This window comes from Pseudomonas rubra, from assembly GCF_028656935.1.
Lineage (GTDB): Bacteria > Pseudomonadota > Gammaproteobacteria > Pseudomonadales > Pseudomonadaceae > Aquipseudomonas > Aquipseudomonas rubra.
Map to the genome: position 1 here is coordinate 229,838 of NZ_JAMDGZ010000048.1, position 11,675 is coordinate 241,512.

At 62.1% G+C, this 11,675-nt stretch carries 16 protein-coding genes; 9 read left to right on the forward strand and 7 right to left on the reverse strand.

What is annotated here, in order from left to right:
* Positions 1–27: 27 nt before the first annotated feature.
* Positions 28–1,005, reverse strand: a complete 978-nt coding sequence (locus tag M5G17_RS21575) for an NADPH:quinone reductase (RefSeq protein WP_273894903.1) — start codon at positions 1,003–1,005, stop codon at positions 28–30.
* 131 nt (positions 1,006–1,136) lie between these two features.
* Here M5G17_RS21575 and hemF point away from each other — a divergent pair, with 131 nt between their 5' ends.
* From hemF to M5G17_RS21590, 3 genes are read left to right on the forward strand one after another with little or no spacing between them, the layout of a single operon-like run.
* Positions 1,137–2,063 (forward strand): oxygen-dependent coproporphyrinogen oxidase, encoded by a 927-nt coding sequence (gene hemF, locus M5G17_RS21580; protein WP_273894904.1) that lies wholly within the window; start codon positions 1,137–1,139, stop codon positions 2,061–2,063.
* 54 nt (positions 2,064–2,117) lie between these two features.
* Positions 2,118–2,942: a shikimate dehydrogenase gene (gene aroE, locus M5G17_RS21585; RefSeq protein ID WP_273894905.1), complete on the forward strand. Its 825-nt coding sequence runs from the start codon at positions 2,118–2,120 to the stop codon at positions 2,940–2,942.
* 60 nt (positions 2,943–3,002) lie between these two features.
* Positions 3,003–3,338: a DOPA 4,5-dioxygenase family protein gene (locus M5G17_RS21590; protein WP_273894906.1), complete on the forward strand. Its 336-nt coding sequence runs from the start codon at positions 3,003–3,005 to the stop codon at positions 3,336–3,338.
* Positions 3,339–3,444: 106 nt separating this feature from the next.
* Here the strand turns inward: M5G17_RS21590 and trpA are convergent, their stop codons facing one another.
* Positions 3,445–4,257, reverse strand: a complete 813-nt coding sequence (gene trpA, locus M5G17_RS21595; protein ID WP_273894907.1) for a tryptophan synthase subunit alpha — start codon at positions 4,255–4,257, stop codon at positions 3,445–3,447.
* Positions 4,254–5,471, reverse strand: coding sequence for a tryptophan synthase subunit beta (trpB, locus tag M5G17_RS21600; RefSeq protein WP_273894908.1), 1,218 nt, complete (start codon positions 5,469–5,471; stop codon positions 4,254–4,256). Before trpB ends, trpA begins: the two co-directional genes overlap by 4 nt.
* Positions 5,472–5,580: 109 nt before the next feature.
* Between trpB and M5G17_RS21605 the strand changes: the two genes are divergently transcribed.
* Positions 5,581–6,477, forward strand: a complete 897-nt coding sequence (locus M5G17_RS21605; protein ID WP_273894909.1) for a LysR family transcriptional regulator — start codon at positions 5,581–5,583, stop codon at positions 6,475–6,477.
* Here M5G17_RS21605 and M5G17_RS21610 read toward each other — a convergent pair.
* Entirely contained in the window at positions 6,474–6,800 is a 327-nt protein-coding gene (locus M5G17_RS21610) for an ElaB/YgaM/YqjD family protein (protein ID WP_130262170.1), read from the reverse strand. The two genes, M5G17_RS21605 and M5G17_RS21610, sit on opposite strands and share 4 nt — an antisense overlap.
* 153 nt (positions 6,801–6,953) lie before the next feature.
* Between M5G17_RS21610 and M5G17_RS21615 the strand changes: the two genes are divergently transcribed.
* Positions 6,954–7,169, forward strand: coding sequence for a dodecin (locus tag M5G17_RS21615; RefSeq protein WP_010222667.1), 216 nt, complete (start codon positions 6,954–6,956; stop codon positions 7,167–7,169).
* 103 nt (positions 7,170–7,272) lie between these two features.
* Positions 7,273–7,497: a DUF1161 domain-containing protein gene (locus M5G17_RS21620; protein ID WP_273894910.1), complete on the forward strand. Its 225-nt coding sequence runs from the start codon at positions 7,273–7,275 to the stop codon at positions 7,495–7,497.
* 74 nt (positions 7,498–7,571) lie between these two features.
* Here the strand turns inward: M5G17_RS21620 and M5G17_RS21625 are convergent, their stop codons facing one another.
* The gene (locus M5G17_RS21625) at positions 7,572–8,576 is read right to left on the reverse strand and encodes an LLM class flavin-dependent oxidoreductase (RefSeq protein ID WP_273894911.1); all 1,005 of its coding nucleotides are present in this window, start codon (positions 8,574–8,576) and stop codon (positions 7,572–7,574) included.
* Between the two features lie 184 nt (positions 8,577–8,760).
* Between M5G17_RS21625 and M5G17_RS21630 the strand changes: the two genes are divergently transcribed.
* Both M5G17_RS21630 and M5G17_RS21635 read left to right on the forward strand, forming a co-directional pair.
* Complete coding sequence (locus tag M5G17_RS21630; protein ID WP_273894912.1) at positions 8,761–9,186, forward strand: OsmC family protein; 426 nt, start codon at positions 8,761–8,763, stop codon at positions 9,184–9,186.
* A gap of 72 nt (positions 9,187–9,258) precedes the next feature.
* Entirely contained in the window at positions 9,259–9,492 is a 234-nt protein-coding gene (locus M5G17_RS21635; protein ID WP_273894913.1) for a DUF1161 domain-containing protein, read from the forward strand.
* A 146-nt stretch (positions 9,493–9,638) separates the two neighbouring features.
* On the opposite strand, the gene M5G17_RS21640 is transcribed toward M5G17_RS21635, so the two are convergent.
* Positions 9,639–10,052: a PA0061/PA0062 family lipoprotein gene (locus M5G17_RS21640; protein ID WP_273894914.1), complete on the reverse strand. Its 414-nt coding sequence runs from the start codon at positions 10,050–10,052 to the stop codon at positions 9,639–9,641.
* A gap of 53 nt (positions 10,053–10,105) precedes the next feature.
* Positions 10,106–10,519: a PA0061/PA0062 family lipoprotein gene (locus tag M5G17_RS21645; protein ID WP_273894915.1), complete on the reverse strand. Its 414-nt coding sequence runs from the start codon at positions 10,517–10,519 to the stop codon at positions 10,106–10,108.
* 85 nt (positions 10,520–10,604) lie between these two features.
* Here M5G17_RS21645 and M5G17_RS21650 point away from each other — a divergent pair.
* Positions 10,605–11,675: aminopeptidase (locus tag M5G17_RS21650; protein WP_273894921.1), on the forward strand; the 1,071-nt coding region annotated here is incomplete at its 3' end.

The following is an 11,675-nucleotide window of genomic DNA, read 5'->3' on the forward strand; positions in this document are numbered from 1 at the left end:
TTGCCCCGCGAGCGATTCAGCACCGTTTCAAGGCAGCAACACCGTCGACCCCACCGTCCTGCGCGCCGACAGTTCGCTCTGCGCCTTGGCCGCCTCGCTCAATGGATAACGTTGCTGGATATCCACAGTCAGTTTGCCGCTGGTAATCATCGCAAACAGGTCGTCGGCCATGGCCTGGGTGTTCTCGGCGTTATTGGCATAGCTGGCCAGGGTTGGCCGGGTGACATACAACGAGCCCTTCTGCGCCAGGATCCCCAGGTTGACCCCGCTGACCGCGCCGGAGGCATTGCCGAAGCTGACTATCAGCCCGCGCGGTGCCAGGCAGTCCAGAGAAGTCAGCCAGGTGTCCTGGCCAACGCCGTCGTAGACCACCGGGCATTTTTTCCCGTCAGTCAGCTCCAGTACCCGTTGGGCCACGTCTTCACGGCTGTAATCGATGGTCGCCCAGGCGCCCAGGGCCTTGGCTCGTTCGGCCTTCTCGGCGCTGCTGACGGTGCCGATCAACCTGGCCCCCAGGGCCTTGGCCCATTGGCAGGCCAGTGAGCCGACGCCGCCTGCGGCTGCGTGGAACAAAATGGTCTCGCCTGGTTGTACCGCGTAGGTCTGCTTGAGCAGGTACTGCACGGTCAGGCCCTTGAGCATCACTGCCGCCGCCTGCTCGAAGCTGATGTTGTCAGGGAGTTTGACCAGATTGGCCTCAGGCAGCACATGCACCTCGCTGTAGGCACCCAGCGGGCCGCCGGCATAGGCAACTCGGTCGCCGATCTTGAACCGGGTCACCTGAGCACCCAGCGCCTCGACCACCCCGGCACCTTCGGTGCCCAGGCCCGAAGGCAACGAGGGCGGCGCGTACAGGCCGCTGCGAAAGTAGGTATCGATGAAGTTCAGGCCGATCGCCTGGTTGCGCACGCGAACCTGCTGCGGGCCGGGTGCTGGCGGTTCGAAGTCGACCAGGGTCAGGACTTCGGGGCCGCCATGCTGGCTGAACTGGATACGCTTGGCCATCTGCACTCTCCTGGAAGGTACCGCAAAAGCCCTATCGGACGCCTTTGCTTGATCGCCGTCAACTGCGGCCAGCCTGTCGCCGGTGGTATGCTACGCGCCGAATTTGCCTTAGCCAGCTTCCAGGTGACCTGATGACTAGCCGCACCGAGGCCGTGAAAGCCTACCTGCTCGACCTGCAAGACCGTATCTGCACTGCCCTCGAAAATGAAGATGGCGGCGCCCGCTTTGTCGAGGACGCCTGGACGCGCGAGGCCGGTGGTGGCGGACGGACCCGGGTGATCGGTGACGGTCAGGTCATCGAGAAAGGCGGGGTGAATTTCTCCCACGTGTTCGGCAGCGGCTTGCCGCCGTCGGCCAGTGCCCACCGGCCAGAGCTTGCCGGGCGCGGTTTCGAGGCCTTGGGCGTGTCGTTGGTGATCCATCCGCATAATCCCCATGTGCCGACTTCCCACGCCAACGTGCGGTTTTTCATCGCCGAGAAAGAAGGCGAAGAAGCAGTCTGGTGGTTTGGCGGCGGCTTCGACCTGACCCCCTACTATGGCAATGAAGAAGACTGCGTGCACTGGCACCAGGTTGCCGAGCGTGCCTGCGCGCCTTTCGGTGCCGACGTCTATCCACGTTACAAAGCCTGGTGCGACCGCTACTTCCACCTCAAACACCGTGGCGAACCACGCGGCATCGGCGGCCTGTTTTTCGATGACCTGAACGAGTGGGATTTCGACACCTGTTTCGCCTTCATGCGCGCCATTGGCGATGCCTATGTCGAGGCCTACCTGCCGATCATCCAGCGCCGCAAGGCCCAGCCGTACACCGCCGAGCAGCGTGAGTTCCAGGAATACCGGCGCGGCCGCTATGTCGAGTTCAACCTGGTTTACGATCGCGGCACGTTGTTTGGCCTGCAATCGGGCGGGCGTACCGAATCGATCCTCATGTCGCTGCCACCGCAGGTGCGTTGGGGGTACGATTGGAAGGCCGCACCAGGCAGCGAAGAAGCGCGCCTGACCGAGTACTTCCTGCAGGACCGCGACTGGCTTGGCGAGGCCAGCCCCCGCCACTGAGCGGCTGTGGATAACTTTCCGGCCCTGCCCGACCTTGACCCAGGAACCGCGTGAATGGACCAGTACGTTGTATTTGGCAACCCGATCGGCCACAGCAAGTCGCCGCTGATCCACCGCCTGTTCGCCGACCAGACCGGCCAGCAGCTGGAGTACAACACCCTGCTGGCGCCGCTGGACGATTTCAGCATGTGTGCCCAGGGCTTTTTCAAGCAGGGCCTGGGCGCCAATGTCACCGTGCCATTCAAGGAAGAAGCCTATCGCCTGGTCGATAGCCTGACGCCGCGGGCCAAACGCGCGGGGGCGGTAAACACCCTGAGCAAACTGGCCGACGGCAGCCTGCAGGGCGACAACACCGATGGTGCCGGGCTGGTGCGCGACCTTACCGTCAACGCCGGTGTGCAACTGAGCGGCAAGCGAATCTTGCTGCTCGGTGCTGGCGGCGCCGTGCGCGGGGTGCTGGAACCCTTGCTGGCGCAGAACCCCGCGTCGCTGGTGATCGCCAATCGCACAGTGGAAAAGGCCGAACAACTGGCCCGTGAGTTCGCCGACCTCGGGCCGGTGGCCGCCAGCGGCTTCAGCTGGTTGCAAGAGCCGGTCGATCTGATCATCAACGCCACCTCAGCAAGCCTTGCCGGTGAGTTGCCGCCGATTGCCGCCAGCCTGATCGAGCCCGGCAAAACCGTGTGCTACGACATGATGTATGGCAAGGAACCGACACCCTTCTGCCGCTGGGCCAGCGAGCACCAGGCCGCCAAGGTCCTGGATGGTCTGGGCATGCTCGCCGAGCAGGCTGCCGAAGCCTTCTTCATCTGGCGGGGCGTTCGCCCGGATAGCGGTCCGGTACTGGACGAACTGCGCCGCCAGCTCACCCGCGTATAGTTGCGGGTGAAGATTTACCCGTGCAATGTGCCGCAGGTTCGTCGTGATTCAGGAGTTTTCGTGCAGAGGATCAAGGGTTATCACGCGCATATCTACTATGACGCCAGCACCATGGAACAAGCCCGGCAATTGTGCGAAGAAGCCGCGCAGCTGTTTCCAGTGACCATGGGGCGTATGCATCAGAAACCGGTCGGGCCGCACCCGGACTGGAGCTGCCAATTGGCGTTCGGGCCTGAGGTGGTGGGCGTGGTGTTGCCTTGGCTGGCGTTGTATCGCCATGGGCTGGTGGTGTTTCTACACCCGCTGACCGGCGATGATCTGGTCGATCATCGCGATTATGCGATCTGGATGGGGGCGGTGCGACCGCTGGATCTGACAATTTTCAAGCAACCTTGAAAACTTTGTCGGGGCAATCGCTGGCAAGGCCAGCTCCCACAAGGTCCTGGTCATACTGGGACTATTGTGGGAGCCGGCCTTGCCGGCGATTGCAGGCGCCGCAGGGTCAGGCCTTGCGCGCGCCCCGCACACCCTGGGCCAGCGCTGAGCACAGTTCGAGCACATCACCCACAGCCTGCTCGGCGGTTTTGGCATTGGCAATCTTGTCGACCAATGCCGAACCGACCACTACACCCTCCGACAGTTTGGCGATCGCCGCGGCCTGCTCTGGCGTGCGGATACCGAAGCCGACGCTGATTGGCAGGTCGGTGTGCCGACGCAGGCGCTCGATGGCGCTGCTGACATGCTCGGTGGTCGCGGAGCCAGCACCGGTTACACCGGCAACCGAGACGTAGTAGACGAACCCGGAGCTGCGCTCGAGCACGCGCGGCAGGCGCACGTCGTCTGTGGTCGGGGTGGTCAGACGGATGAAATCGATGCCTGCCGCCTGAGCCGGGGTCGCAAGTTCAGCATCGTGCTCCGGTGGCAGGTCGACGATGATCAGGCCGTCCACGCCCACGGCCTTGGCCTGGGCCACGAAAGCCTCGACACCAAAGCGGTGAATCGGGTTGTAATAGCCCATCAGCACGATTGGCGTGGTCTGGTTGTCGACGCGGAACTCGCGAACCATCTGCAGGGTTTTCGCCAGGGTCTGGCCAGCCTCCAGGGCGCGCAAGGTGGCGAGCTGGATCGCCACGCCGTCGGCCATCGGGTCGGTGAACGGCATGCCCAGCTCGATCACATCAGCGCCAGCAGCCGGCAGGCCTTTGAGGATTTGCAGCGAAGCGTCGTAGCCGGGGTCGCCCGCAGTGATGAAGGTGACCAGTGCCGAACGGCCTTCGGCTTTCAGCTCGGCGAAGCGTTGTTCAAGACGGCTCATGCCTGTTTCTCCTGGGCAGCCATATGGCTCATCACGGTTTGCATGTCTTTGTCGCCGCGCCCGGACAGGCACACTACCATCAGGTGGTCCTTGGGCAGGGTCGGTGCGCGTTTGATCGCTTCGGCCAGGGCGTGGGAGGTTTCCAGGGCCGGAATGATGCCTTCCAGGCGGCAGGTGGTGTGAAACGCCGCCAGGGCTTCGTCGTCGGTGATGCTGACGTACTCGACGCGCTTCACTTCGTGCAGGTAGGCGTGCTCCGGGCCGATGCCGGGATAATCCAGGCCTGCGGAAATCGAGTGGGCATCGGTGATCTGGCCGTCGGCATCCTGCAGCAGGTAAGTGCGGTTGCCGTGCAGCACACCGGGCACGCCGCCATTGAGGCTGGCTGCATGCTTGTCGGTGTCGACACCATGGCCACCGGCTTCAACACCGATGATCTGCACGCTGGCGTCATCGAGGAAGTCGTGGAACAGGCCCATGGCATTGGAGCCGCCGCCGACGCAGGCGATCAGGCTGTCGGGCAGGCGCCCTTCCTTGGCCTGCAGCTGCTCGCGGGTTTCCTTGCCGATGATCGACTGGAAGTCGCGAACCATTGCCGGGTACGGGTGCGGGCCGGCGACGGTGCCGATCAGGTAAAAGGTGTCGTCGACGTTGGTGACCCAGTCGCGCAGGGCCTCGTTCATCGCATCTTTGAGGGTGCCGGTACCGGCGGTCACTGGCACGATTTCGGCGCCCAGCAGCTTCATGCGGAACACGTTGGCCTGTTGACGCTCGATATCGGTGGCGCCCATGTAGATCACGCACGGCAGGCCGAAGCGCGCAGCGACCGTGGCAGTGGCCACGCCGTGCATGCCGGCGCCGGTTTCGGCGATCAGGCGTTTTTTACCCATGCGCTTGGCCAGCAGTACCTGGCCGATGCAGTTGTTAACCTTGTGTGCGCCGGTGTGGTTGAGTTCTTCACGCTTGAAGAAAATCTTCGCACCACCGCAGTGTTCGGTCAGGCGTTCGGCGAAGTACAGCGGGTTGGGCCGGCCGATGTAGTCGCGCTGAAAGTACGCCAGTTGCTCGAGAAACGCCGGGTCGGCCTTGGCTGCCTCGTATTCGCGGGCAAGATCGAGCACCAGCGGCATCAGGGTTTCTGCCACGTAGCGGCCGCCGAATTCGCCAAACAGGCCATTGGCATCGGGGCCGGCGCGGAAGTTGGTCTGGGTCATGGGTCGCTCCAGGGCGATAGTGAAGTCGGGAATGGCTTTACTCTAACCACCACACGCGCCGCTGAAAACCGATAAGATTGCTACAACCTGTCAGGAAAACTCACACGTCATGCGCCAGGACCTGCCTCCCCTCAATGCCCTGCGGGCGTTCGAAGCCACTGCCCGGCTCAACAGCGTCAGCCAGGCAGCCGAGCAGCTTCATGTTACTCATGGCGCGGTTAGCCGGCAGTTGAAGGTGCTTGAAGAGCACCTTGGGGTCGCGCTGTTCGTCAAAGACGGGCGTGGCATTAAACTCACAGATGCAGGGGTGCGCCTGCGCGATGCCAGCAGCGATGCGTTCGAACGTCTGCGCGGTGTGTGTGCAGAGATCAGTCAAAGCAGCGCCGATGCGCCGTTCGTCCTTGGTTGCTCCGGCAGCCTGCTGGCACGCTGGTTCATCCCACGGCTGGGGCGGCTGAAGGCGGATTTGCCGCAATTGCGCCTGCACCTGTCGGCCGGTGAAGGCGACCTCGACCCGCGCCGTCCCGGGTTGGATGCATTGCTGGTGTTTGCCGAGCCGCCATGGCCGGCGGACATGCAGGTGCATGTGCTCGCTCAGGAGCACATTGGCCCGGTGCTCAGCCCGCATTTCCCCGGGTTCAAGCGCTTGCAGCAGGCTCCGGCTGAGGCGCTGCTGGCTGAGACCTTGCTGCAGACTACCTCACGCCCGCAAGCATGGCCGAATTGGGCCGCGCAGCAAGGTATAGACCCGCAGGCGCTGCACTATGGACAGGATTTCGAGCATCTGTATTACTTGCTGGAGGCGGCAGTGGCCGGGCTGGGTGTGGCCATTGCCCCGCAACCGCTGGTAGCCGACGACTTGCGCGCCGGGCGCCTGGCCGCACCGTGGGGGTTTTGCCAAACCCGGGCCGCACTGGCCTTGTGGGTGCCGCGACGCGCCGCAGACGGGCGCGCCGAGCAACTGGCTGGCTGGTTGCGCGCGGAGCTTGCGCGCCAGATCGCTTAGTGACTGCGTCTGCACATCAGGTACGCCGCCAGCAGGCCAAGGGCGCCAACCGCGACACCGGCAGTGGCCCAAGGGTGCTCCTGAGCGTAGTCACGGGTGGCCAAGCCGGTTTCACGGGTCTTGGTCTTCACCTCTTCATAGGCATCGCTGAGCAGGCTGCGCGAATGGCGAAGGGCATTCTCGGCGTTGCCCTTGAGCGTCTTCAGGGTTTTGCGCGACTCGTCCGAGGCATCGTCCTTGAGACTTTCCAGTGACTTGAGCAGGCTTTCGATCTCGGCTTCCATGCTTTGCAACGAAGCTTTACGCAGCGAGGTGTTGGCCATGGTGACTCTCCTTCGAGGTTGAGTTGAGCTGTGTAGGTTCCGACTACAGGGCGCTGGGAAAGTGCAGTCGAACTTTTGGCGGCATTTACCTCTGGCAGGTAAAAAAGCCCGGCACTGCTAGGCTCTATCTCATGTTCAAAAAGGAGATTGCCCATGTCTGATCACCACACCTACAAGAAAATCGAACTGGTCGGCTCATCGCCCACCTCCATCGAGGAGGCGATCAACAATGCCCTGGCCGAGGCCGGCAAGAGCATCAAGCACCTTGAGTGGTTCGAGGTGGTCGATACCCGGGGCCATATCAAGGACAACAAGGCTGCACATTTTCAGGTCACGCTCAAAGTGGGCTTCCGCATCGTCAATAGCTGAAGCGGCGACACTGGCTTGTGCGGGTCAATTGCGTTAAACACTCCTGAGGCGCCCGGCCTTCCTGGCGCCCTTCTCTATTTGATCTGAACAAGGAAAGCGATCGATGAAGACGTTGGTAGTAGCGATAGGTTTGATGACGTTGGCGGGCACCGCACTGGCCGCCGGCAAGCCATGTGAAGAGCTCAAGAGCGAAATAGCAGCCAAGCTCGATGCCAAAGGCGTCAGTGGCTACTCGCTGGAGATCGTTGATAAAGGTGCTGCCGCTGGTGGCAAGGTGGTGGGTAGCTGCGAAGGCGGCACCAAGGAAATCGTCTACAAGCGCGGGTAACGGTGCTTCATCCATCGCGGGGCAAGCCCGCTCCTACATTATTGTGGGAGCGGGCTTGCCCCGCGATAGGGCCCTCAGCCGCCCAGCACTGTTTGCGCAAGCAGCTCATAGGACCGAATCCGGTCCGCATGCTCATACAGGTCGCAGGTAAAGATCAGCTCATCTGCCTCGGTCTGCTCAAGCAGCACTTCAAGTTTGGCGCGGATCTTCGCTGGGCTACCAACCATTGCCAGCCCGAGGAAACTGCCTACCGCTTCACGTTCATGAGGCAGCCACAGGCCGTCCATGGTGGCTACTGGCGGACGTTGTACCAGGCTTTGCCCGCGCATCAGGGCGAGAATGCGCTGGTACACCGAGGTGGCCAGGTAATCCGCCTGCTCGTCGGTATCGGCAGCGACCAGCGGCACACCGAGCATCACGTAGGGCTTGTCGAGCACCGCAGAAGGCTGGAAGTGGTTGCGGTACACGCGAATCGCCTCATGCAGGTAGCGAGGGGCGAAATGCGAGGCGAAGGCGTAGGGCAAGCCGCGCATGCCGGCCAGTTGCGCACTGAACAGGCTCGAACCGAGCAACCAGATCGGCACTTCGGTGCCGTAACCCGGCACCGCAATGACTTTTTGCTCCGGTGTCCGTGGGCCCAGGTAGCGCATCAATTCTTCGACATCATCAGGAAAGTCGTCGGCACTGCCGGAGCGTTCGCGGCGCAGGGCGCGGGCAGTCATCTGGTCGGAGCCCGGGGCGCGGCCCAGGCCCAGGTCGATACGCCCGGGATACAGGCTGGCCAGGGTTCCGAATTGTTCAGCGATCACCAGTGGCGCGTGGTTGGGCAACATTACCCCGCCGGCGCCCACGCGGATCGTCGAAGTGCCGCCGGCCAGATAGCTGAGCAGCACCGAGGTCGCCGAGCTGGCGATACCATCCATGTTGTGGTGCTCGGCCACCCAGAAGCGGTTGTAGCCAAACTTCTCGACATGTTGTGCAAGGTCCAGCGAGTTGCGTAGCGACTGTGCCGGGCCGCTGTCAGCGCGCACTGGCACCAGGTCGAGGGTGGAAATCTTGATATCCGCAAGTTGCTTCATGGGCGATTGAGCCTCCTGGACAGTCATTTGGCCGCAGTGAAGCAACGGCCTTTCTAGCTCTGTATGGGCACATCCACAGGAATCAATGCCGGAGTTCGTAATCCGTATGAACTTGCCTGTGTCAGGGCTCTCTGAATTTAAGGCAAGGCGCGATATCACGTGCCCTGAGAGCTCAGGAGGCTTTATGAAAAAGACAGCATCGGCTATTTGGCAGGGCGGGCTTAAGGAAGGCAAAGGCCTGCTTTCCACCGAAAGTGGTGCCCTCAAGCAGAACCCCTATGGCTTCAACACCCGTTTCGAGGGCCAGCCGGGTACCAACCCCGAAGAGTTGATCGGCGCGGCGCATGCCGGCTGTTTCTCCATGGCCTTGTCGATGATGCTGGGCGAGGCGGGTCTAACCGCCGAGCGCATTGACACCATTGCCGAAGTCACCCTCGACAAGTTGCCTGATGGCTTTGCCATCACCGCTGTGAACCTGATTCTCAAGGCCAAGGTGCCAGGGGCCAGCGAGGCGCAGTTTGTCGAGATCGCCAACAAGGCCAAGGCAGGCTGCCCGGTCTCGAAGGTGCTCAACGCGACAATCAGCCTGGACGCAACGCTGCTGAGCTGAGGCAGAACCGGGACCTGCCATTGTGGTCAAATGGAGGTCGGTGGAGTGTCCACCGTCACCAGGAGCTGTCCCATGATCCGTGTTGCAATGGCTGTGCTGGCTTCGGTGCTGGCAACTTCTGCGCTGGCTGCGCCGAAAGATTGTGAAGAGCTCAAGGCAGAGATCGAAGCCAAGATCCAGGCCAACAACGTGAGCTCCTATACCCTGGAAATCGTCAAGAACGAGGACGTCCACGACCAGAACATGGTGGTCGGCAGTTGTGAAGGCGGCAGCCGGAGGATCATCTATCAGAAGAATGATCGCTAGGCTCTGTACGAAATGCATCCGAGCTCGTCCATGCTGCGTTGAAAGCAGGCTCGGAATGCTCATTTACAACCAGTAAACTCCGCTTCCTCGCCTGTTTTCGCCTTGCCTGGCCTTCGCTCGAATACATTTCATACAGAGCCTGGGCTTCAGGGCGTGCAGAAGATGTTGTTCGATTCTTCGGCAACCACCTTGCGCTGGGCATCATACAGGTAGGCGCTGGGCTGCATGGCCGGGGCCCGGGCTTCCAGGCGATAGCGCTGGCCTGCCTCGAAGTGATCGAACTTGACGGTCAGGTAGCAGGTGCGTTCGGTGGGGTCGGTGATGAAACCGCCGGACGGGACTTCGTAATCGAAACGTACCACCAGCTCGTGTGCGCCGGGCGTCACCTGGAAGAAACGGCCATCGGTCACACGCTGGCCATCCAGGCGCTCAGCCATCACCAGTTTCCCCGGCGTGATGGTGTAAAAGTCGACCCAGGCCTGTTTGTTATCCACAGGTGGCAGGGGGCTGGCGCAGGCCCCCAGCGTACTGATTGCGAGCAGCATCATAGGCTGGCGCATGGCAAACTCCGACGTGCGGGTTACAAAGCTTAAGCATAGCGCCATTCACGTCTTCAGGTGCGTTGGCAGCCTGCCGGCAAGCCTGTGCCTACCACTTTGCGCTGTTGATCATAGAGCTTGGCCCATGGACGGAAGCCGATGCTACCGGCTTCGAGCTGGTAACGCTGGCCGGCAGTGAACTCCTTGAATTTCACATTCAGCTGGCAATCGCGCCACAGCGGCTCATCGACCGGGCCGATATTGCTCGGGGTCACCGGGAACAGGTAGCGCACGGTCAGTTCATGGCTACCTGGCGACACTTCGAAGTAGCGTTTGTCGGCCCAGGCGCGCTCGTCCACTTCAATGGCATGCAGGGTGTCGTCCTGACCCGGGGCAAGGTCGATCCAGGCCTGATTGGGGTCGGCGGGGGGCAGGCTGGCACAGCCGCAAATAAGCACAACAGCGCTGACGACAATCAGTGTACGCATGGCAAAACTCCAGCCGGGCAGGATAGTCTTGAAGCTGATGAGTACTCGAGCGGATGACAGGACACGAATGCTTCGACTATTTCTTTTGTTACGCTCAAGTCATGGGGCACTCGACCACATTTTTCGCCACTTGGTTCCCCTGCTGGCCATCGGGCTGCTGAACGGTTGCGCCAGTGTCAGTTACTACGGGCAACTGGCCAGCGGTCAGTTGCAGTTGCTGCAGGCACGCCAGCCGGTCGCTGAACTGGTTGCCGATCCTGCCACCGCCGGCAAACTGCGCCAGCAACTACTGCAGGCCGAGCGGGCACGAGCCTTTGCCAGTAAGCAGCTGAAGCTGCCGGACAACCGCAGCTACCGGGTGTATGCCGACATTGGCAGGCCCTTCGTGGTCTGGAACGTGTTTGCCACTCCTGAATTGTCCCTTGAGCCGCAAACCCATTGTTTCCCCATTGCCGGTTGCGTCGCCTACCGCGGTTACTACCGCCAGGGCGCCGCGCGCGGGGCGGCGGCGCTGCAGAAGCAGCAGGGGCTGGATGTTTACATTGGCGGCGTCGAGGCCTATTCGACCCTGGGCTGGTTCGATGATCCGATTCTCAGCTCCATGCTCAACTGGGGGGATGAGCGCCTGGCCACGGTGATTTTTCATGAGCTGGCGCATCAGCGGGTCTATGTACAGGACGACACTGCGTTCAACGAGTCCTTCGCCACCTTTGTCGAGCACGAAGGCAGCCGCCAATGGCGCGCGGCGCGCGGGCTGCCAGCGCTGGCCGAAGGGGTTGGCCAGCCACGCGATCAGTTTGTCGCCCTGGTTCTGGCCAGCCGCGAACGGCTCAAGCGCTTGTACGCGGCGCCGCTGACCGACTCTGCCAAGCGCTCCGGCAAACAGGCCGAGTTCGAACGCTTGCGCCGGGAGTATCGGGCCCTGCGCGATGGCCAGTGGGGCGGTGTCGGGCGCTATGACGCCTGGATCAATGCACCGCTGAACAACGCCAAGCTACTGCCCTTTGGTCTGTATGACCAATGGGTGCCGGCGTTTGCCCAGCTGTTTGTCGAAGTTGGGGGCGATTGGCAGGTGTTCTATGAGCGGGTCGACGCACTGGGTAAATTGCCAATTGAGCAGCGTCAGCAGGCGCTGAAAAACATCGCGGGGCAAGCC

Coding starts and splice junctions, on each gene's coding strand:
- M5G17_RS21630 (WP_273894912.1), top strand. CDS start 8,761: ATGAAAAAGACAGCATCGGCTATTTGGCAGGGCGGGCTTAAGGAAGGC.
- hemF (WP_273894904.1), top strand. CDS start 1,137: ATGACTAGCCGCACCGAGGCCGTGAAAGCCTACCTGCTCGACCTGCAA.
- aroE (WP_273894905.1), top strand. CDS start 2,118: ATGGACCAGTACGTTGTATTTGGCAACCCGATCGGCCACAGCAAGTCG.
- M5G17_RS21640 (WP_273894914.1), bottom strand. CDS start 10,052: ATGCGCCAGCCTATGATGCTGCTCGCAATCAGTACGCTGGGGGCCTGC.
- trpA (WP_273894907.1), bottom strand. CDS start 4,257: ATGAGCCGTCTTGAACAACGCTTCGCCGAGCTGAAAGCCGAAGGCCGT.
- M5G17_RS21620 (WP_273894910.1), top strand. CDS start 7,273: ATGAAGACGTTGGTAGTAGCGATAGGTTTGATGACGTTGGCGGGCACC.
- M5G17_RS21610 (WP_130262170.1), bottom strand. CDS start 6,800: ATGGCCAACACCTCGCTGCGTAAAGCTTCGTTGCAAAGCATGGAAGCC.
- trpB (WP_273894908.1), bottom strand. CDS start 5,471: ATGACCCAGACCAACTTCCGCGCCGGCCCCGATGCCAATGGCCTGTTT.
- M5G17_RS21645 (WP_273894915.1), bottom strand. CDS start 10,519: ATGCGTACACTGATTGTCGTCAGCGCTGTTGTGCTTATTTGCGGCTGT.
- M5G17_RS21615 (WP_010222667.1), top strand. CDS start 6,954: ATGTCTGATCACCACACCTACAAGAAAATCGAACTGGTCGGCTCATCG.
- M5G17_RS21575 (WP_273894903.1), bottom strand. CDS start 1,005: ATGGCCAAGCGTATCCAGTTCAGCCAGCATGGCGGCCCCGAAGTCCTG.
- M5G17_RS21635 (WP_273894913.1), top strand. CDS start 9,259: ATGATCCGTGTTGCAATGGCTGTGCTGGCTTCGGTGCTGGCAACTTCT.
- M5G17_RS21605 (WP_273894909.1), top strand. CDS start 5,581: ATGCGCCAGGACCTGCCTCCCCTCAATGCCCTGCGGGCGTTCGAAGCC.
- M5G17_RS21625 (WP_273894911.1), bottom strand. CDS start 8,576: ATGAAGCAACTTGCGGATATCAAGATTTCCACCCTCGACCTGGTGCCA.